Source organism: Roseinatronobacter sp. S2, from assembly GCF_029581395.1.
Lineage (GTDB): Bacteria > Pseudomonadota > Alphaproteobacteria > Rhodobacterales > Rhodobacteraceae > Roseinatronobacter.
The window spans coordinates 214,850-235,344 of the sequence record NZ_CP121113.1 but is presented as its reverse complement, the minus strand read 5'-3'; the positions used below and the strand labels follow the sequence as shown (position 1 = coordinate 235,344).

The 20,495-nt window shown below is 61.4% G+C and carries 19 protein-coding genes and 1 riboswitch; of the genes, 8 read left to right on the top strand and 11 right to left on the bottom strand.

The annotated features are described in order from the left end of the window. Nucleotides 1-2 precede the first annotated feature (2 nt). Entirely contained in the window at nt 3-557 is a 555-nt protein-coding gene (gene rfbC, locus P8S53_RS01075) for a dTDP-4-dehydrorhamnose 3,5-epimerase (RefSeq protein WP_277805324.1), read from the bottom strand. 328 nt (nt 558-885) lie between these two features. On the opposite strand from rfbC, the gene P8S53_RS01070 reads away from it, so the two are divergent. The 6 genes from P8S53_RS01070 to P8S53_RS01045 all read left to right on the top strand — a co-directional run bounded on the left by P8S53_RS01070 (nt 886) and on the right by P8S53_RS01045 (nt 8,109). Then, nucleotides 886-1,995 carry a GTP-binding protein gene (locus P8S53_RS01070; RefSeq protein WP_277805323.1) on the top strand — a complete coding sequence of 370 codons (1,110 nt, stop codon included), beginning with the start codon at nt 886-888 and terminating at the stop codon, nt 1,993-1,995. A gap of 119 nt (nt 1,996-2,114) precedes the next feature. Then, a riboswitch (cobalamin riboswitch) is annotated at nt 2,115-2,313 on the top strand. 102 nt (nt 2,314-2,415) lie between these two features. Next, nucleotides 2,416-2,700, top strand: a complete 285-nt coding sequence (locus tag P8S53_RS01065) for a hypothetical protein (protein ID WP_277805322.1) — start codon at nt 2,416-2,418, stop codon at nt 2,698-2,700. Beyond that, the gene (locus P8S53_RS01060; RefSeq protein ID WP_277805321.1) at nt 2,697-3,488 is read left to right on the top strand and encodes an ABC transporter ATP-binding protein; all 792 of its coding nucleotides are present in this window, start codon (nt 2,697-2,699) and stop codon (nt 3,486-3,488) included. The genes P8S53_RS01065 and P8S53_RS01060 overlap by 4 nt, the downstream gene beginning before the upstream one ends. Next, nucleotides 3,485-4,420, top strand: coding sequence for an ABC transporter substrate-binding protein (locus P8S53_RS01055; RefSeq protein ID WP_277805320.1), 936 nt, complete (start codon nt 3,485-3,487; stop codon nt 4,418-4,420). The genes P8S53_RS01060 and P8S53_RS01055 overlap by 4 nt, the downstream gene beginning before the upstream one ends. 6 nt (nt 4,421-4,426) lie before the next feature. Further along, complete coding sequence (locus P8S53_RS01050; RefSeq protein WP_277805319.1) at nt 4,427-5,515, top strand: iron ABC transporter permease; 1,089 nt, start codon at nt 4,427-4,429, stop codon at nt 5,513-5,515. Between the two features lie 80 nt (nt 5,516-5,595). Next, nucleotides 5,596-8,109, top strand: a complete 2,514-nt coding sequence (locus P8S53_RS01045) for a spermidine synthase (protein ID WP_277805318.1) — start codon at nt 5,596-5,598, stop codon at nt 8,107-8,109. Here the strand turns inward: P8S53_RS01045 and P8S53_RS01040 are convergent. From P8S53_RS01040 to P8S53_RS00995, 10 genes are all read right to left on the bottom strand, one after another. Further along, entirely contained in the window at nt 8,106-8,237 is a 132-nt protein-coding gene (locus P8S53_RS01040; RefSeq protein ID WP_277805317.1) for a hypothetical protein, read from the bottom strand. The two genes, P8S53_RS01045 and P8S53_RS01040, sit on opposite strands and share 4 nt — an antisense overlap. 22 nt (nt 8,238-8,259) lie before the next feature. Then, nucleotides 8,260-8,394: an entericidin A/B family lipoprotein gene (locus P8S53_RS01035; RefSeq protein ID WP_277805316.1), complete on the bottom strand. Its 135-nt coding sequence runs from the start codon at nt 8,392-8,394 to the stop codon at nt 8,260-8,262. Nucleotides 8,395-8,558: 164 nt separating this feature from the next. Continuing rightward, nucleotides 8,559-9,437 carry a 2-oxo acid dehydrogenase subunit E2 gene (locus tag P8S53_RS01030; protein WP_277805315.1) on the bottom strand — a complete coding sequence of 293 codons (879 nt, stop codon included), beginning with the start codon at nt 9,435-9,437 and terminating at the stop codon, nt 8,559-8,561. 10 nt (nt 9,438-9,447) lie between these two features. Then, on the bottom strand, nt 9,448-10,872 hold the full coding sequence (locus P8S53_RS01025; RefSeq protein ID WP_277805314.1) for an NAD-dependent succinate-semialdehyde dehydrogenase: 1,425 nt from the start codon (nt 10,870-10,872) through the stop codon (nt 9,448-9,450). Nucleotides 10,873-10,885: 13 nt separating this feature from the next. Next, the gene (locus P8S53_RS01020; protein WP_277805313.1) at nt 10,886-12,178 is read right to left on the bottom strand and encodes a biotin/lipoyl-containing protein; all 1,293 of its coding nucleotides are present in this window, start codon (nt 12,176-12,178) and stop codon (nt 10,886-10,888) included. Further along, nucleotides 12,168-13,163 carry an alpha-ketoacid dehydrogenase subunit beta gene (locus P8S53_RS01015; protein WP_306417849.1) on the bottom strand — a complete coding sequence of 332 codons (996 nt, stop codon included), beginning with the start codon at nt 13,161-13,163 and terminating at the stop codon, nt 12,168-12,170. Before P8S53_RS01015 ends, P8S53_RS01020 begins: the two co-directional genes overlap by 11 nt. Nucleotides 13,164-13,175: 12 nt before the next feature. Further along, entirely contained in the window at nt 13,176-14,153 is a 978-nt protein-coding gene (locus tag P8S53_RS01010) for a thiamine pyrophosphate-dependent dehydrogenase E1 component subunit alpha (RefSeq protein ID WP_277805311.1), read from the bottom strand. Nucleotides 14,154-14,236: 83 nt separating this feature from the next. Continuing rightward, on the bottom strand, nt 14,237-15,535 hold the full coding sequence (locus P8S53_RS01005; protein ID WP_277805310.1) for a Xaa-Pro peptidase family protein: 1,299 nt from the start codon (nt 15,533-15,535) through the stop codon (nt 14,237-14,239). Nucleotides 15,536-15,611: 76 nt separating this feature from the next. Next, nucleotides 15,612-16,418: an SDR family NAD(P)-dependent oxidoreductase gene (locus P8S53_RS01000; protein ID WP_277805309.1), complete on the bottom strand. Its 807-nt coding sequence runs from the start codon at nt 16,416-16,418 to the stop codon at nt 15,612-15,614. Between the two features lie 23 nt (nt 16,419-16,441). Further along, complete coding sequence (locus P8S53_RS00995; protein WP_277805308.1) at nt 16,442-18,190, bottom strand: extracellular solute-binding protein; 1,749 nt, start codon at nt 18,188-18,190, stop codon at nt 16,442-16,444. Between the two features lie 268 nt (nt 18,191-18,458). Here P8S53_RS00995 and P8S53_RS00990 point away from each other — a divergent pair, with 268 nt between their 5' ends. Together P8S53_RS00990 and P8S53_RS00985 are read left to right on the top strand one after the other, a co-directional pair. After that, nucleotides 18,459-19,400, top strand: a complete 942-nt coding sequence (locus P8S53_RS00990; protein WP_277805307.1) for a sugar ABC transporter substrate-binding protein — start codon at nt 18,459-18,461, stop codon at nt 19,398-19,400. A gap of 117 nt (nt 19,401-19,517) precedes the next feature. Further along, nucleotides 19,518-20,492, top strand: coding sequence for an ABC transporter permease (locus P8S53_RS00985; protein WP_277805306.1), 975 nt, complete (start codon nt 19,518-19,520; stop codon nt 20,490-20,492). The last annotated feature ends 3 nt before the right edge of the window (nt 20,493-20,495 follow it).

Here is a 20,495-nt window from a genome sequence, read left to right as displayed (position 1 = left end):
GCCTAACCTTCATACTGAAAAGGTGTTTCAAACTGCCCGAACGCAACCGCCTGCGCGTCCTTGTCCGACAGCACCGGCGTATCCGTGCCCCAGTCAATCCCCACGCTGTCCCACCGCACCGACCCGTCACAGTCCGGCGCGTAATAGTCCGAGCATTTATACTGCACTTCGCAATCATCTGTCAGGGTCAGAAAACCGTGCAGGAAGCCCTTTGGTATGAACAGCTGCGCGCCATTATCGGCAGATAATTCTTCGGCAACCCAGGTTCCGTAGCTGGGCGATCCTGCGCGCACATCAACCGCCACATCCAGAATAACCCCACGCGTGCAGCGCACCAGTTTGTCCTGCGCATGCGGGGGGCGCTGGTAATGCAACCCGCGCAATGTATGGCGCGGGGCCGAATAGCTGTGATTGTCCTGCACAAAATCCGGCAAGCTGGCCCCTGCGGCGCTTAATGCGCGCGGGTTCCATGTCTCGCAAAACCAGCCGCGGGCATCCCCGAACCGGCGGGGTTGGATCAGCAGCACACCATCGATGGCCAAAGCACGAATCTGCATCACAAAAATCCGCCTGTAAGTTGTGTCATTTGCCGCAGCCCGACCCGTTGCAGGCAGATAACACGCTGAAACCCTTGGGGCTGAACATTCTGTCGCTTCCTTTAATTGCGCAGGAATACCGGCTTTTTGGCATAAGCACCTGAAGAATGCGATACCTTCGGGCGAAATTGGCCGCGCCGCGCGGCGTTGATGTGCCACTGCACGGCGCGACATGGCGACAGTGCAGAAGGGCCTGTCCGGGGCCAGACGGTCTTGCAGGTTTAAATGTTATATTATAACATGCCGAAATCACCACCCGTTCCACCCTGTTCCGAAAGCCAGACATCGTATGAATGACCGTATCCCCGTTACCTTGCTGACCGGCTTTTTGGGGGCTGGCAAGACGACTTTGCTGAACCGCCTGTTGCATGATGCCCATGCGGGCCGCGTGGCCGTTGTGGTCAATGAATTCGGTGAAGCGGGCCTTGATCATGACCTGATCGAGGAAGCCGCCGAAGATGTTGTGCTGATGCCCGCAGGGTGTATTTGCTGCACCATCCGCGGCGATCTGTCCAAAACGCTGATTTCGCTTCTGGCGCGGCGGGCGCGGGGGGAATTGCCGTTTGACCGTGTGGTGATCGAAACCACAGGACTGGCCGATCCCGGCCCCATCTATCATACGCTTATGGTCGATCCTGTTCTTGCGCCGAATTATGCGCTGGACGGGGTTGTGACAGTGGTGGATGCGGTTTTGGGCGTGGACACCCTGAACGCCCATGCCGAGGCGCAGGCGCAAGTCGCGATGGCAGATTGCATCGTCCTAAGCAAGCGTGACCTTGTTGATAGCGCTGCACTGGATAGGTTGAACAGGCGGCTGGACCAATTGAACCGGACCGCCCCGCGCATTGGCGCGAACAAGGGGGCCGTGGCCCCGGGCGTGCTGTGGGGGTTGGGGCTTGGGTCCAGCGCGGTTACACCTGATCAGGCGTTGAACTGGCTGGCAGGCCCTGCCGCAGATCCCCTTGCCGGTGTTTCCGGCCTTAGCACAGCCAAGGCACAGGCGCCGGTTGGCCAGATCGCCCCGTCGCACCATGCCAGCGATGACCGGATATCAACCGCGTCGATCACGCTTGAAGACCCGATTCCCGTCGAGGTGTTCGACTTCTGGCTGGATACGCTGATTGCGCTGAAGGGCAGCAATATTCTGCGCCTGAAGGGCATTGTGCATTTGCAGGGCGTGCCCAAGCCGTTTGTGTTTCATGGCGTGCAGCATATATTCGAACCGCCGGTTCCCCTACAGAACTGGCGCGAGGGCGAAAGCACCAGCCGCATTGTGATCATCGCGCGCGACATTCCCAAAGCTGAACTGGATGCAAGTCTGGAAATGCTGCTCATGCAACCGCAGCAGTCGGCCGCCGCGCAAGGCATAACCGCGCATACCATCGAAGAACCGTTCTAAGGGGGCATGCCGCATGCCGCATGTCAACACGCACGGATGACCCACCCGACAGAACGGACCCGTGCTGTGAATATGACGATGCGCGCAAAGAAAAATGTTGAACGCCGCGCGCCGTTCCGCTAGGCGAATATCCAGATGGTGCCCGATACCTGTCGGGAGAATAGGGAAACCGGTGCAGAGAACCCCTCTTATTCCGGTGCTGCCCCCGCAACTGTAAGCGGTGTGTCCCCCTTCATGCCACTGGACCAGCTGGTTCGGGAAGGCGGGGAAACACACAAACCGCGAGCCAGGAGACCTGCCATCTTAACCGAAACACGAACCCGGGCGGGGTGTCCGGAGGAGGGCATATGACGATTGCGCTGTCTTGCGTAAGGCGCCGAGGCCACGCCTGCGCCCCTGCTATAACCAGCAGGGGACGACATGTATCACGACACATTTGACCTGACGACATGTGCGCGCTGCGCCAGCCGTTCCGGCCCCTGCCTTGCAGGGCTGGCATTCTTGCAGCACTTGTCCATGTCACTGGGTGCGGCGCGCAAGGTGACGGGCACGATGCCCGATATGGACGGGCAGGTTGTCTTTACCGAATGCCATGCCTGTGACAGGTGCGTGCTGAACTGGCGCGCAACCGCAGGGGAACTGGAACTTGCCGGCGCGGATCAGGTGCTTTTGCAAGGGCGCGTTGTCGCGCAGGCCCTGCAATGAGTTGCCCTGCGCCGCCACCCGCTGCGCTGGCACTGGAACAGGTGTGCTGGGGGGCGGGCATTCTGGACCCTGTCAGCCTGACCCTTGGCGCTGGCCGCGTGTTGGGCGTGCTGGGCGCGAATGGGGCGGGCAAGTCAACCCTGTTGCGGCTGATCTACCGGTTTCACAAACCGCAATCGGGGCGTGTGCTGCTGGACGGGCGGGATATTCACGCCATGCCTGCGCGTGCCGTGGCGCAGCGCGTGGCGGCTGTGTTGCAGGAACAGCCCACTGATTTTGCCCTGACCGTGGCGGAAATTGTGGCCCTTGGCCGCGCGCCCCATCGCCGTGCGCTGTCCGGCCCGTCCGCACAGGATGCCCATATTGTCGGGCATGCGCTGGAACGCCTGAGTTTGCAGGACTTCGCCCTGCGCCCCTTTGGCACGCTGTCAGGGGGCGAGCGTCAGCGCGTCATGGTGGCCCGCGCGCTTGCGCAGGAACCGGGGCTTATTGTGTTGGATGAACCAACCAACCATCTGGACATTCGCCATCAGCTGGAAGTGCTGCGGCTGGTACGCGGGCTTGGCGCGACGGTTGTGGCATCCTTGCATGATCTTAATCTGGTGCAGGGGTTCGCCGATGACCTGCTGGTTCTGAAAGATGGCCAGCCGCTGGCGTTTGGCCCTGTGGCGCAGGTGCTGACCCCTGAATTGATTGCCCGCGCTTTTGGCGTGCATGCGCACCCGCGCGGCCCCGCCCAGTTCGACTTTTCCCTATTTGATGACATGCAACAGGAGAAACGCGCATGAAATCCCTTCGCCTTGCCCTGCTGGCCACGGTATTTGCCGCACCCGCATTGGCCCACCCCGTCACCGTGCAAAGCTGCGACCGAGAGGTGACGTTCGACGCGGCCCCCGAACGCGCTGCGTCCCAGGATGTGAACCTGACCGAGATGATGCTGGTCCTTGGTCTGAATGACCGGATGGTAGGGTACACCGGCATTTCGGGCTGGAACAAACTGGATGAAGAAATCCGCGCCGATATCGGCGAATTGCCCGAACTGTCCGAACGCTACCCCACGCGCGAGGTGCTGATCGGCGCTGATGTGGATTTCTGGTTTGCTGGCTGGAACTACGGCATGCGCGTGGGTGGCGAGGTGACGCCAGACACACTGCAACCCTTTGATATTGCTGTGTATGAACTGACCGAAAGCTGCATTCACATCATGCCGCGCGATGGTGTGGCGATTGACGACATGTTCAATGACATCCGCAATCTGGGTGCGATCTTCGGTGTTGATGACCGCGCGGATGACCTGATCACCGGCTGGCAGGCCGAACTGGACCAGATCGCAACCACCATTCCTGATGCGGAACCATTGCGCGTATTCGTCTATGACAGTGGCGAAGACACGCCCTTCACTGCGGGCCGCTACGCCATGCCCACCGCGATGATCGAAGCTGCGGGCGGGCGCAACATCATGGATGATGTCGACAGTTCTTGGACCCGCGTGGCGTGGGAACCGGTGGTGGAACGTGATCCCGAAGTCATCATCATCGTCAATTACGGCGAAGTCACCGCCGGGCAAAAGATCGCGTTCATGAAATCCAATCCCGCCTTTGCGGATATGGATGCAGTGGTGAACGACCGTTTCGTTGTGCTGGAATATGTCGAGGCCACACCGGGGCCGCGCAATATCCGCGCCATCCGCGCGCTGGCCCGCGCGTTCTGGTCCGAGTGATCTGACATGCGCACCACACCTACCCCTGAAACTGCCGCCCCTGTTCTGGCCGCCAAGACCCGCATGCCCGTTCTGGCACGCCCTGTGCGGCAGGGGTTATGGGGGTTGGGGCTGGTGGCGCTTGTCCTGTCCATTTCGGCGGCGGTCAGCATCGGGGCGGTTGCTGTCCCCGTGGGGACAGTCTGGGGCGTGATCGCGAACAAGATCATGCCGGGGCTGGTCACGCCCGACTGGTCGGCGGGGCGCGCGGCGATTGTGTGGGAAATCCGTTTGCCGCGCGCGCTTCTGGCAGCACTTGTGGGCGCGGGGCTGGCGCTTGTGGGGGCGGTGCTGCAATCAGTCACGCGCAACCCGCTGGCCGACCCGCATTTGCTGGGCATCTCGTCCGGGGCGGCGTTCGGGGCCATTCTGGCGCTGCTGCATACGGGCATGTTTCTGGGCCTTGCGACAGTGCCGCTTCTGGCCTTTATCGGCGCGCTGGCGTCAACCCTTCTGGTGCTGTCTGTCGCCAGTTTCGCGCAGGCCACCAGCGCGGACCGGCTGGTGCTGACAGGGGTTGCGGTGTCCTTCATTGTGATGGCGCTGGCGAATGTGCTGATATTTCTGGGGGACCCGCGCGCGGCGCATACGGTTATTTTCTGGATGCTGGGCGGGCTGGGGCTGGCGCAATGGGCGCATCTGATCTGGCCTGCATTGATCCTTGCAGGCGCGGCAATCTGGTTTCGTGCGGTGGCGGGGTCGCTGAACGCCATGACCATCGGGGATGAAACCGCATCGACCCTTGGTATTCCGGTTGCGCGGTTCCGGCTGACATGCTTTGTCGTGGCCGCCATGGTGACGGGGGTGATGGTGGCGTTTTCCGGTGTTATCGGGTTTGTCGGGCTGATGATTCCGCATATCGTCCGGCTGGGAGTGGGCGGTGATAACGCCCGTGTCTTGCCCGCATCGATGTTGGTGGGCGCCATCTTTCTGGTCTGGGCCGATATTGTGGCGCGCACGCTGATGCGCCCCGAAGACCTGCCCATCGGCATTGTGACCGGCCTTGTGGGGGGGATGTTCTTTATCTGGCTGTTGCGGCGTCGTGCGCGCGGGTAGCGGTGCCTGCGCAACAAATCCGGCCTGTCAGCGACATAGGTATCTTGTCGCTGTTAACGTGATAATATAACAAAACCGCCATGATCAAGACCCACTCCCCCCGCCACATCGCCACACTTGGCGCGCTGTTCACGCTGTCTGGCGCGGCTGCGCTGATTTATCAGGTGCTTTGGGTGCGCGAGCTGGGGCTTTTGTTCGGGTCCACCGCGCAGGCGGCGGCGCTGACGATTGCCATTTTCTTTGCAGGGATCGCGCTGGGCGGCTGGCTGTTCGGGCGTTGGGCAGGGCAGATGCAGCGGCCCTTGCGCGCTTTCGGGTTGGTGGAAATCGGCGTGGCTGTCACGGCGCTGGGTCATTTTCTGGTGTCGGATACCTATTTCACGATCTATCCCGCGCTTTATGCCATGGTTGGCGGGGTGCCGGTTCTGGAAACCGCGCTGAAAGCGGGGGTGGCGGCCACGATCCTGCTGCCTTCGGCCATTTTGATGGGCGGCACGCTGCCCCTGATGGGCCAGCATGTGATCCGCGCGCGCGACAGTCTTGGGCGGATGGGGTCGGCACTTTATGCGCTGAATACCGCAGGCGGGGCCATGGGTGCGCTGGCGGCAGGGTTTTTCCTGCCCATGTGGCTGGGGTTTTCGGGCGCGTATCTGCTGGCCGTGGGGTTTGATCTGTTCGTGGGGCTGGCGGCGGTGATGATTGCGCGCCGCGCCCTGCCCATGGGTGCACAGGATCGCCCCGACCGTGTGCCCGTTCCCGTGCGACTATGGCTTATTGCCTTCGCGTCGGGCTTTGCCACATTGGCGGTAGAGGTCATCTGGACCCGCGCCTTTGCGCAAGTGCTGCAAAATTCGGTCTATACCTATGCGCTGGTGTTGACGGTGTTCCTGATCGCGCTGTCGCTGGGCGCGGCGCTGGCCAATGCTTTGGGCCGTCTGTCCCTGCGCCCCGAGGCCGTGCTGACCGGCCTGCTGCTGGCGTCCTGCGCCGTCATCGCCGCCACGCCGCATGTGTTCCACCACCTGACAGGGGGGCTGGGATACCTTGGCGGGCGCGCCGATTTCACAGGCTATGTGTGGGAGGTCGGGCGCGTGGCCCTGCTGATCATGCTGATCCCCGGCACGATACTGGGCGCGGTGCTGCCCTATCTGCTGCGGTTGATGGAAGGGGGCGGCGCGCCCGGTGCGGTGCTGGGGCGGCTGATCGCGGTGAACACCACGGGCGCGATTTTCGGCGCGCTGGCTGGGGGTTTTGTGCTGCTGCCGATGGTCGGCGCATGGAAAGCGCTGTGGCTGATGGGGGCGGTCTATGCGGTGCTGGTGCTGGCGTTGTGGCAGCCCCAGGATGGCTGGGGCGCGCGGGTCACGCGGTTTGGTGCATTGGCGGGGGCGGTGGTGCTGCTGGCGGGCCAGCCGGGGTTGCAGGCCACACGCCTGAATGCGGGAGAGGAGTTGCTGGCATTTCGCGAAGGCCCCTCTGCCCATGTTGCGGCCATCGCGCGCGGGGATGCAAAGTTCATCCGCGTGAATAATTTCTACACCCTTGGCGGGTCGGGCGCGCTGGTGCCGGAACGCAACCAGACGATGATTCCGCTGCTGACCCACCCCGCCCCGCGCGAGGTTTTCTTTCTGGGCCTTGGCACCGGCATTTCCGCAGGCGCGGGCCTGTTTGCCAACCCCGACCGCGTGACGGTCTGCGAATTGCTGCCTGATGTCATTGATTTCGCGCGCGACTGGTTCGGCCCCTATGTCAACGGCCTGTTCGATGACCCGCGCGTGACAATCCATGCCGAAGATGGCCGCCAATGCCTTGCGCGGTCCCGCGCCACATATGACATGATCATTGCCGATCTGTTCACACCGTGGCGCGCAGGTGTGGGCAATGTCTACACGGTGGAGCATTACAAACTGGCCGCCAGCCGCCTGAAGGATGGCGGGGCCTATGTGCAATGGATGCCGCTTTATCAGGTGTCGCGCCGCGAATTCGAAATTATTGCCAATACCATGGCGCAGGCCTTCCCCGAAGTGACCTTGTGGCGCGGTGATCTGTATGCCGAACGGTCCATTCTGGCACTGGTGGGGCGCAATGACCCCGCGCCGCTGGACCCTGCCACGCTGGCGGCGGGCTGGCGCGCCATGACAGGCAGTCAAGAGGCGGAGTCCGTGCTGGCCGACCGCGCGCTGAAATTCTATGCGGGCAATGTTGCGTCAGGGCTGTTTGCCGATGCGCCCATCAATACGGATGACTGGCCGTTGATCGAATATCTGGCCCCGCGCACCCACCGCGCGGTGATCGCAGGGCGCGCAAACTGGCTGACAGGGCCGGTGCGTGACCGGCTGTATGATGATTTGCTGACTGCCCTGCCACCGCAGCAAGACCCCCATCTGGCGCTGTTGACCGATGCGCAACGTGATCTGGCGCGCGCGGGTGCGGTTTATGCCAGATGGCGCGGGTTGCGGGCGCGCGATGATCTGCACGCAGGCGCTGTGTGGCCGGAATTCATTGCCCTGACACCGCCGCATGCGCGCAACCCCGACAGCCCCGCAGGGCAGGTCGCCACCGGCGGCATGGCCTTCGGGGACGCGCTGAATTAGCGGATATTGCGCAAAAGCGGGACGCGGTTTTGCGCGTCCCTGATATGCTCTGACCGCGCCTTGCGCCGGATTTTGCGGGCAGGGTGCATCTGTTCGACGTAATACAGGATGATAGCGGTGAGCGCCAAATGACCCCGGCCCGACAGGAACTTACCTTGCGGTTTGTGCTTGCCGCGCTTCCTGGCTGATAGTCTGGCCTGCGCTTTGCATATCGCGGCCAGCACCTTCGACCGTTGCGCAGGCGGCAAGGGCGGTCAGGCCAAACAGAATGATCAGTGCTTTCATTTGGTGTTCCTTCGTTAGACACATTTCCATGTGAACGCAGCAGGTCTGGATTTGTTCCGTCTTGCAAGCACTTATTTGCAAAGCCGCCCCATATGATGGCCGGATTGCCCCCCTTGTCAGGTGTGGAACGCGACATGCGCAGGCAGGTGCGCCACGCCATAGGGCTATATGACCATGCGCCTTGGGTCTGCAAGGCGTTGTGCGAGGTTCGCGACGAAGCGCGCGGCGTCTGCACCGTTTAGGGCGCGGTGGTCATAGCTTAGATCCAGCGGCCCCATGGGCACGGGGCGGGGGGTGTCGCCGTCCCACTGGGTGACAATTTCGGTGCGGGTAATGCCAAGGATGGCCAGTTCGGGCGGGTTGACGATGGGGGTAAATGCGGTGCCGCCAATGCCGCCCAGATTGCTGATGGTCATTGATGCGCCGCCCATGTCATCCGGTTTGATTTTGCGCGCCTGCGCGCGCGCTGCCAGATCGGCAATTTGGGCCGATAGCGCCCACAGGCCCATTTTATCTGCATCGCGGATGACGGGCACCATCAACCCGTGTGGCGTGTCCACGGCAATGCCGATATGAACATACTCTTTCAGGATCAGGGTTTTGCCATCTGCCGACAAGGATGCATTGAACCGTGGAAAGTCGCGCAGGCATTGCGCCAGTGCCATGACATGGAAGGCCAGCGCAGTCAGTTTGACACCGCGCGCCTGCGCCTCCCCCTTCCATGCGCGGCGCAGCGCCTCGATCTGGGTCATATCTGCGCGGTCGTGATGGGTGACTTGCGGGATCAGCGCGTTCGCCGCGCCCAGATTGCGCGCGGCCACCTGTGCAAAGCGGCTCATTGGTTCTTCGCGGATCGGGCCATGGGCTGCATGATCTACGTCCCAATAGCTGGTGTCGCCCGCAGGCGCGCTGGCCGTGGGCTGTGCGCCCAGATCTTCCGGCCCCAGTGTCGTGCGCCCCAACGCGCGGGCGCGGGCGTCAATATCGACGCCTTGTTCAAGGGCTTTGCGCCGCGTGCTGGGGCTTGCGATAACGTCTGTCATGATTGCCCCCTTACCAACTGGCCGAGATATATTGTGTTTCCATGAATTCCAGCATCCCTTCATGTCCGCCTTCGCGCCCAAGCCCTGATTGCTTGGTCCCGCCAAACGGCGCGGCGGGGTCGCTGACAAGCCCGCGGTTCAGGCCGACCATGCCGTAATCCAGCCGTTCACACACTTGCAGCGCGCGCTTGAAATCGCCCGAGAAGACATAGGCCACCAGCCCGTATTCTGTGGCATTGGCGCGGGCAATCACATCGCCCTGCTCGGTGAATGTCTGGATGGCCGCGACTGGCCCGAAGATTTCGTCATGCACGCAATGGGCCGTTTCCGGCACGTTCGACAGCACCGTGGGTGGGTAGAAAAAACCGCGCCCCTCGGGGACCACGCCGCCGCATTCAAGCTTGGCGCCTTTGGCAAGCGCATCGGCCACAAATTCCGCCACCTTGTCGCGGGTGGCGGCATTGACCAGCGGGCCGACATCGACCGATGCATCTGTGCCATCGCCGACGACCAGCGCTGACATGGCCGCTGTCAACCGGCGGGTGAATTCGGGCGCGACCGCTTCATGCACATAGATGCGGTTCGCGGCAGTGCAGGCCTCGCCCAGATTGCGCATTTTGGCCAGCATTGTGCCTTCAATCGCCACATCCATATCGGCATCGTCAAACACGATCACGGGCGCATTGCCGCCCAGTTCCATCGCGGGTTTCAGCACCTGATCGGCGGCGGATTTCAACAGCTTGCGCCCCACGCCGGTTGACCCGGTGAAACTGACCACCCGCACGCGGGGATCATGCAGCATGTGATCGACCAGCGCGCCGGTCTTCTTTGACGGCAGCACATTGACCAGCCCCGCAGGCACGCCCGCTTCTTCCAGCAATGGCATCAGCGCCAGCATGGTCAGCGGCGTTTCCGACGCGGGCTTGATGATGACCCCGCACCCTGCCGCCAGTGCGGGCGCAATCTTGCGCGTGCCCATGGCCGCCGGGTAATTCCACGGCGTGATCAGCACTGCCAGCCCCGCCGGTTTGTGCTGCACCATGATGCGCGCGCCCGAGGCTGGCGCGTGTGTGATCATCCCGTCCGCGCGCACCGCTTCTTCCGCGAACCAGCGAAAGAATTCGGCGGCATAGGTGGCTTCACCGCGCGCATCCGCGCCCGCCTTGCCGTTTTCCAGCGTGATCAGACGGGCGAAATGATCCAGCCGTGCGGTCATCAATTCCCACGCCTTGCGCAACACTTCCGAGCGTTGGCGCGGGGTGCGCGCGGCCCAGCCGGCCATCGCGGCCTGCGCCGCATCCAGCGCGGCATCGGCATCTGCAATACCGGCAGACGCGACCGAGGCCAGCACTTGTTCAGTGGCGGGGTTGATCACGTCAAAGCGTTCATCCGTTTTGTGCCATGTGCCGTTTATGTAAAGATCAGTGTGGTCCATCTTGGTCCCCATGTCAGAGCAGGTGGCGAAGCGGCTGCTCCATCCGGCCTGCGAATTCGGAAATCAGCGCGATTGCGGCAGGCCCATCCATCTGCGCGGCGCTGCATTCCAGCACCAGCGCAAGCCCTGCGCCCTGTCGCATGATGCTAAGCACCGGCACATCCTCTGCGCCAAGTGACACAGCCCGCAAGGGTGTGGCGCGCAGATCGCGCACGCGCAGATCGGGCGCGTTTTCAGTGTCTGTGACCGCCGACAGGCCGCGCCCCGCGGCCACATCATAGACGCGGCTTGCGCCAAAGCGCTCAACGACGATCGTGGCCGCGCGGCCAAGGCTGGCACCCGCAAGCCCTGCAAGCAGCGCATCGGCATCTTGCAGGCCATGTGCATCCGCCGCCCATGTGGCGAAGGGGCTGAAGCCGTCCTGCGCGCACGCCGCTTTTAGCCGCAAGGCCTGCACCGTCCTGCCCGCCTGTGGGGCAGGGGTCTGCGTCGGCAGCGCCTCCAAAACCTCAAGATCGCACATATGGAAGGGCTGCGGGTGGCCCGCCAGCACCAGCCGCGCCAGATCCAGCCCCTTTTCCAGCGCCACGCGGCGCAGCTTGGGCGAGGCCAGAATGCGGCCCCCTGTCTGTGGTGCTGCCTGATGTGCAGTAGCCTGCATGGGGGGCGCAGGTTTGGGGGCAGCGGGTTCAGCGGGCGCGGGGTTTGGCGCGGGCACGGCTGCTGCCACCCCGCGCGCCACAGGTGCATCGGGTTTTTGCGCCGATATAATGGCAAGGGCCGCGCCTACCGGCACTTCGTCGCCGGGTTCGGCCAATGTGGCGGCCAGATAGCCGCTATGCCCTGCGGGCACTTCTACTGTGCTTTTGTCTGTCTCGACCTCGAACAGAATGTCATCAGTGCCCACGGCATCGCCAAGGGCTTTGTGCCAGATAACCAGCACACCGCTGTCTTGCGCCATGCCAAGTTGCGGCATGGTGACCTGATGCCCGTCGGGCAGGGTGTCTTGGGGGGGGCTGTCGGGTGCGGCGCTGTCGTTGGGGGCGGGGCTGTCACTGGCCGCATCCGCGCTGTCGGATATGCGCGCAATCGCCTGACCGACAGGCACGTCCTCGCCTTCAGCCGCCGTCACATGGGTCAGAAAGCCGCTGGCCTGCGCCTCGACCTCCATCGTGGCCTTGTCGGTTTCCACCTCGAACAGCGCGTCGCCCTTGCTCACGGCATCGCCGGGCGCTTTCAGCCATTGTGTCAGGCGCCCCGCATCCTGTGCCATGCCAAGCTGCGGCATTGTCACGTCATGCGGCATGGATCATCTCCCCCGCGCACAGCTTGCGCGCATTGGCGGCCACCTGCTCGGGCGTGGGCACGGTCAGATCTTCCAGCGCGGGGCTGAAGGGCACGGGCACATCCATCGCGCCCATGCGCAGCACGGGTGCATCCAGATGGTAAAAGGCTTTCTCGTTCAACCGGCTGGCAATTTCCGCCGTCACCCCGTAGCTTTGGTGGCCTTCGTCAATGACAATCGCGCGGCTGGTTTTCTTGACGCTGTCCAGCAATGTTGCCTCATCCAGCGGCACAATCGTGCGCGGGTCGATCACCTCGGCGCTGATCCCCTCGGCTGCCAGAATCTCGGCCGCACTCAAAGCCACCTGCACCATGGATGACGTGCCGATCAGGGTAATGTCCGTCCCTTTGCGCTTCACATGCGCCACACCGAAGGGGATCAGGTATTCTTCTTCCGGCACAGGGGCGCGGTCCTGATACATCAGCTTGTCTTCAAAAATCACGACAGGGTTGTTGTCGCGGATGGCGGTTTTCATCAGCCCCTTGGCCTCATATGCCGATGACGGCATCGCCACTTTCAGCCCCGGAATATGCGCCACCAGTGCTTGCAACGACTGGCTGTGCTGCGCCGCCGACCGCCGCGTGGCCCCCATATTGGTGCGCAACACCATCGGCACGGTCAGCTTGCCGCCCGACATGTAATGCTGTTTGGCCGCCTGATTGCACAGCTGGTCCATGACCAGATAGATGAAATCGCCGAACATCAAATCCACAATGGGCCGCGCGCCGGTCATCGCGGCGCCCACGGCCAGACCCACGAAACCGGGTTCCGATATGGGCGTGTCGATCACGCGGTCGGTGCCAAACTCCTCGACCAGACCGGACAGCACCTTGAAGGGCGTGCCCGCTTCGGCCACATCCTCGCCCATCAGAAAGACCGACGCGTCGCGGCGCATTTCTTCTGCAATGGCCTCGTTCACGGCCTGGGACAGGGTTATCTCGCGCATCATCTTTCCTCCTCAGGCCGCAAAAACATGCTGATCTACTTCTGACGCATCGGGGTAGGGCGCGGCCTCGGCATAGGCCACGGCCTCGGCCGCGTCGCGCTCCACCTCGGCATTCATCGCGTCCAGTTCGTCTTCCGTGGCGATCCCTTCGCTGACCAGATGGGCGCGAAAGCGGATGATCGGGTCGCGGTTTTCCTTCCACTCCTTCTCCTCGGCCTTGGAGCGGTAGTATTCGCGGTTGATGTCGCCCACATGGTGGCCATGGTAGCGATAGGTCATCAATTCCATGAAGAACGGCCCTTCGCCGCGGCGCGCGCGCGCCACCAGTTTGCGCGTCAGGTCATTGACCGCCAGCACATCCTGCCCGTCCACCTGATGCGCCTCGATCCCGAACGCCTCGGCCCGCGCAGTGATGGACCCCGCCGCGATTTCCTCGGTTTTGGTATATTCCGAATAGCCGTTGTTTTCGCAGGCATAGATGACCGGCAAGCTCCACAAGGCGGCCATGTTCATCACCTCATACATCAGCCCCTGCGCGGTGGCCCCGTCGCCAAAGAAACACACCGTCACATCATCCGCGCCTTGCAGTTTCGCGCGCAGGGCCGACCCTGTCGCAATCCCCATCGACCCGCCGACAATCGCGTTTGCGCCAAGGTTGCCGTGGCTTTGATCGGCGATATGCATTGACCCGCCCTTGCCGCGGCAATACCCTTCCGCCTTGCCCAGAAGTTCGCAGAACATCGCCTTGAATTCCGCCCCCTTGGCCACGCAATGGCCGTGGCCACGGTGGGTTGACGTGATGCGGTCATCATCAGTCAGCGCCTCACATATGCCCACGGCGACCGCTTCCTCGCCGGAATACATATGTGTCAGGCCGGGCATTTTGGCCGACAGGTATAGCTGGTTGGCGTTATCCTCAAAAGTGCGGATGCGCACCATCTGGCGGTACATGCGCAGGTAATCTTCGGTATTTGTCTTGGCCTTGGCCATTGCGATGTCCTTTCAGGGTCACGCGCCCCGGTTTCATCTTGCAAGAAATACTCCCGCCGGGGGCCACGCCCCGGCAGGGGCGTTCAGTAGCGGTTCGCAATCGGCAGTTCTTCTGCCGGAAACAGGCTGATCACTTCGCAGCCGGTTTCGGTTACAACCACTTCTTCCTCGATCCGCGCGGCGGAATAGCCATCTGCCGCAGGGCAATAGGTTTCCAGCGCGAAGACCATGCCGGTCTTGATTTCCATCGGGTGGTCCAGACTGATCGCGCGGCTGATGATCGGGCGCTCATGCAGTGCCAGCCCCAGACCGTGGCCGAATTGCAGGCCAAAGGCCGATTGCTCGTCCGGGAAGCCGAATTCTTCGGCCTTTGGCCAGACCTCGGCCACTTTGTCGGTGGAAACCCCCGGTTTGATCATGGCGATGGACGCATCAATCCATTCGCGCGCCTTCACATAGGCATCATTTTGCGCAGGCGTCGCGCGGCCAATATTGAAGGTGCGATAGTAGCAGGTGCGGTAGCCCTGATAGCTTTGCAGAATGTCAAAGAAGGCCTGATCACCGGGGCGGAAATAGCGGTCAGTGAAATTATGCGGGTGCGGGTTGCAGCGTTCACCTGAAATGGCGTTGATCGCTTCGACATCATCGCTGCCCATTTCATAGAGCATCTTGTTGGACAGGGCGACGATGTCGTTTTCACGGATGCCGGGTTTCAACTCCTCATAGATCATATGATAGACACCATCGACCATGGCGGCGGCTTGTGTCAGCAACTGGATTTCATCCCAGTTCTTGATCTCGCGCGCGGCCAGCATGATTTGCTGGCCATCCACGACATTCAGCCCCTCTTCTTGCAGGGCATGGAACATGGCGGTTTCGGCGTAATCCACACCCACCGGCATGTCGCCCATGCCCGCATCGCGGATAAGGCCCGCGATTTCACGCGCATATTTGCGCATCAACCCGAATTCGGGCGGGATGGTGCCGCGCATGCCGACCACACCGGCGCGGCAATGGTCGGGCACCAGCCAGTCGCTGAATTTCTTGTGGTGCATCGCGGCCGACCCGAAATCCCAGACATAGGGCGCATCATCGCCCGTCAGCAGGCAGAAGCGACACATCTTGTCGCGTTCCCATTCGCCGATTTTGGTGGCGGACACATAGCGGATATTGTTCACATCGAACAACAGCAGCGTGCCGGCATTTGACGCCTGCAATGCCTGACGCGTGCGCGCCAAACGGTAGCGGCGCAGGCGGTCATGGTCGATCCGGCGTTCAAAATCGACCGAAGTGTGGCCCCATGCGGGCAGCCGCCCTTCCCAGCGCCAGTTTGGTTCAAGGTCCTGGGGGGTTAACAGATTGGGCATCAAAGCTCGTGACATAAGACTACTCCGTCCAGTGCATGTGGCGATGCACCGATTGTCTGAAGGGTGAATTGGGGAATGTGGTGTGTGTGCGTTACTGGATGCACCAGCCGCCATCGATATGGATCATCTGACCCGTCATGTAATCACTGTCGGAACTGCACAGAAATGCGGCTGTGCCCCTGACATCTTCGGGATAGGACACGCGCTTGATTTGCAGTGCATCGCGCACGATGTCGTCATAGGCCTGACCTTCGCGGTCCTTGAACCCGATTTCGACCAGATCCTTGTCCAGCTGTTCCCATAGCGGCGTGACAACCACACCCGGCGCGTATCCGTTCACAGTAATTCCGTGTTCCGACAGCCCGATGGCCCCGCAATGCGTCAGCGCCAGACAGCCATATTTCGACGTGCAATAGACGGTCACATCCACCAGCGGCTTGCGCGACGCGATGGACCCCACATTGATCAGCTTATAGGGGTAATCCTGCTTGCCCTGCGCGATCATCTGGCGGGCGGTTTCCTGCATGCCCAGCCACATGGCCTTGGTGTTGACATTCATGATCATGTCCCAGTTGTCTTCATCTATATCCATGAAGAACCGGGGCTTGTTCAGGCCCGCATTGAACAGGCCCACATTGATCAGCCCGAATGCGTCTACCGTGGCTGCAACGGCGGCTGCGTTATCTTCGCGTTTTGTGACATCCATTTTGACAGCAATCGCGCGGCCATTGCCTTTGGCGTTGATCTTGTCGGCCAGTGTTTGCGCGGCATCCAGATCCAGATCACCAAGGCAGACATTCGCACCCAGTTCGGCGAAATGTTCTGCATTGCACGCACCCATACCGCGCGCGGCACCGGTGATCAGAATATTCTTGCCTTTCAGGCGGGTGGTGTCCATGGCGTCCTCCTCAGCGCTTTTGGTTATTTCAAGGCGTCTTCTGCCCGTGACTGGGCGCGCCTTAAGGCGTCGCGCGGGGTCAGTATTCCGCGCAGCATGTCATGAAGTTCCTGTCCGCAAATCTCTATGATGTCGGCGATCTGGGGAATTGGCGGGCGTGGCCAATACTGCAATTCATCGCGCAGCGACATGGCGTCCACCGCTTCAAAAATGGGGGAAATGCGCCGCACTTCGGGGTCGGCCCCCACTGAATAGCGCGGTGCGGTGCGGCTGCCGTTCAGCACATACAGTTTTTGTGCCTCGGGCGATGTGAAGGCAACCAGCGCTTCCGCAGCGGCGGCGCGGCGTTCGGGCGCAATGTTGGCGGGAATGCCCAGAACATAACCGCCCACGGGGGCCACGGGCTGGCCTTGCGGACCGGCGGCATGGGGCAGATAGCCGGTGTTTCCATTGGCGGGCGACGAGGGGTCGCGTTCAAAATACGGGGCCAGCAGCGTGTAGCCATAGGCCATGGCGATCTTGCCCGCCGCATAGGGGCGGATCCGTTCATACCACGACATCGACAAAATGTCGGGCGGGGACAGGTCCAGCAGTTGCAGCAGGTATTCGCACGCATCCAGCGCCAGGGGGGTGTCGATGGTGGGCACAATGTCGGTGCGCTTGGCCGTGTCGGCCGCGAAACCGCCGGCGATGGGGTCCAGATTGATGATCGGCTGGCCAAAATCGGCGCAGGTCATCAGGAACTGGTGCCCCAATGCCGTGCCGCGGGCGGCGTTCCACGCAATCCCGTAGCGGCCATGTTGCGGCGCGTGAAAATGGCGCGCTGCGGTGATCACGGCATCTGTGGTGTGCGGCGGTTCCAGCCCTGCGGCGGCGAACATGTCCTTGCGGTAAAACAGCAATTCCGGCGTTGTCTGGCTTGGCACACCATAGGGCCGCCCGCCCCAATGTGCGGCCATCCACCCCGCAGTGTGAAAATCCGGCGGGTCCAGCCGGTCGATATCCAGACAGTCACTTAGCGGGGACAGCACGTTCTTTTCCGCAAACTCGCCGATCCAGGGCAGGTCGACGGCGATGATGTCATATTTGCTGACACGGCGTTCTGCATTGCGCAGGGCCTCTGTGCGCAGTCTGTCGATGGAAAAGGCGCGCTGGCTGATGGACGTGCCGATAATCTGTTCAAACTGCCGCTTCAGGTTTTCCATGACCATGAAGGTCGGGTCGCCATGCACCAGAATGCGCAAGCCCCCACCCAGCGGCAGTGGTTCTGGCAAAACCTGCGGCGGGGCGATTGACTGGCTGGCTGGCACATAGGACGCCCCGAAATAATATTCACGCGCAGTCGCTGTGGCCGTGCCGGTGGTTTCAGCGCAAAGCCGCAGGATGCGGTCTGCAAGCTGGCGCCAGTTTGTCATCAGCCGCTCGGTCGGGTGTAGCGAAAAGGACCGCCCTGACCGTGTGCGCGCGCGCTGTTCTATCAGGCCGCAATCCAGCAATTGCTGCAACTTGCGCCGTGCCGTGGCATAGGGCACACCAGAGGCCGAAATCAGCATTGTCGCCGTGATGACCTTGCCGTTAAGATGGGCCTTGATCAGTGCGGCCACCATATTCAGGTGCGGATTGGGATCGCCTATTTCAAGCGCGGTATCCAGTTCGGCGATCAGGGAGTCGATAAAACCAAGCGCCGCAGGCAAGGCTGCCTGCCCGCCCCCGTCCTGCCCCCCGCGGGTGCCCGGCGCAGACAAGAAATTTTCATTATGAATATTTCCCATTTTCACGTCTTTGAACTTTCCTTGGGGACGGGGGTCGCGGTCGGTGTTTTGCGGTTTGGACATTTGCAATACCTTCACTTTGTTCAATTTGACTTGGGGTTCATATACCATAAATGTTCAAAATGAATATTACGGTGGCCGTTTTGGATATTTTTGCTGTGTTGCAGACGGCCCCGTGCAGACAGCATACAAGAAGCGCAAAAACGCTGTGCTGGGGGGCTTTCCCGTCAGGGCGCGCGGCGCATATGAAACCTATGGGAGGAAGAAAATGACAAAGACCATGCGCATTCTGCTTGCCAGTTGCGGCACCCTTGCCCTGGCAAGTGCCGCCACGGCCGATACCGTCCGGATCGGGATTACGCAGAACAATGTCGGTATCGACAGCTATCAGACCACCTATGAACGCGCGTTCATCGCCGCTGCCGAAGCCAACCCCGATGTAGAGGTGATCGTGCTGGACGCCGGTGGGGATGTCGCGCGCCAGATCAGCCAGTTGCAGGATCTTATCCAGCAGCAGGTTGACGCGATCATCATCTGGCCAACCGACGGGCAGGCGCTGGTTCCAGCGGTCCGCAATGCGCATCGTGCGGAAATTCCGGTGGTCGTGACCAATTCGAACATCGCTGAAGCAGGGATGGAATTCATCGCCGCGTTCTCTGGGCCGAACAACGTGCAACAGGGCATTTATTCCGCCGAAATGATGTGTGACGCATTGGACGGAGAAGGCCAGATTGTCCAGATCACCGGTATGCCGGGCTATACAACCGCGATTGAACGCCAGCAGGGTTTCGATGACCGGCTGGCCGAAATGTGCCCCGGCGTGACGCAGCTTGATATTCAGCCCGGCGACTGGAACCGCGAACGTGCACAGCGCACCATGGAAACCTTTTTGACGCGGTTTGACCAGATTGATGGTGTGTATTCCGGTGATGACAACATGGGCGTCGGTGCATTGAATGCAGCCCTTGCCGCAGGTCGCGCCGAGGGGATGGTATTTATCGGCGCAACAAACTTCGCTGTGGGATATGATGCCATGGCGCGCGGCGAATACTGGGGGTCTGTCTATCAGTCACCAGTCGATGATGCAGAAGCCGCCTTGCAAACAGCGTTGGATGTGCTGGCCGGTGAAGATGTGCCAAAGCTGAACTACTTTGACACACCCAAGATCACGCAAGACAACATGGAAGAGTTTGACCGCCCGGTGTTCTGAGGCAACGATATCAACGACCGGGGCGCATCGCTGGTGCCGCCCCGGTTCCGGCTGCAAATGCAGTCATGCGACACGCGCAGGGGAGAGCGCGAGAATAGATATTCCGGGAGGAGCGAGATGCTGTTGACGCGCCTAAAGGCCGGCGGCCCTGCGATTGCGAAGCAGGGTATCCTTGTGGCCTTCATACTGTTCATGATTGCGTTTTCGGTCATGTCAGACAGGTTCATGTCCGCCGACAACATAATGTCGGTTTTTCGGCAATCTGCCATCATCGGGGTCATTGCGCTGGGCGTTACCATTGTGGTGATCGGCGGCAATCTGGATTTGTCTGTCGGGTCTATGCTGTCATTTGCCACTGTGCTTGTTGTCGATCTGCATGACAAGATCGGGCCGGAACTGGCCATTCCCGTCATGGTGCTGGCCACATTGTGTCTGGGCGCGATAAACGGGTTCCTGATTGGCATATTGCGGCTGAATTCGCTGATTGTGACTTTGGGCATGCTGTCGGCCATTCAGGGGCTGGTGCTGATCTATAGTGGCGGGCAGAATGTCGACATTGTTGACCACAGTGGCACCTGGTTTGCCATATTCGGGCGCGGCGCGGTGTTTGGCATTGCAACCCCCATCATCATTTTCGGGGTGATGGCGCTGGTGTTTCATATCATCATGACCACCATGCCCTTCGGGCGCAAAGTCTATGCTGTGGGCGGCAATCCGACAGCATCGGTGTTTTCGGGCATTCCGCGCTCGCGGGTGGTGTTCACGACCTATCTGATCTCGGCGTTATGCGTGGCGGTTGCCGCGATGATCCTTGGCAGCCGCGTGATGGGGTCGCAAAACAATGTGGGGCAGGGCTATGAACTTCAGGTTCTGGCGGCGGTTATTCTGGGCGGCACATCGTTGCTGGGGGGCGCGGGCAGCATTCTGAAAACGGTTCTGGGCGTGTTGATGCTGGCCTTTATCCAGAACGGCCTGATCCTGATGGGCCAGCCCTATTATACGCAATGGCTGGTGACCTGGGTGGTCATCATCGTGGCCGTCTGGCTGGATGTTGCAGCCAAGCGTGGCCGCCTGTTTTCACCGATAGCATGAGGT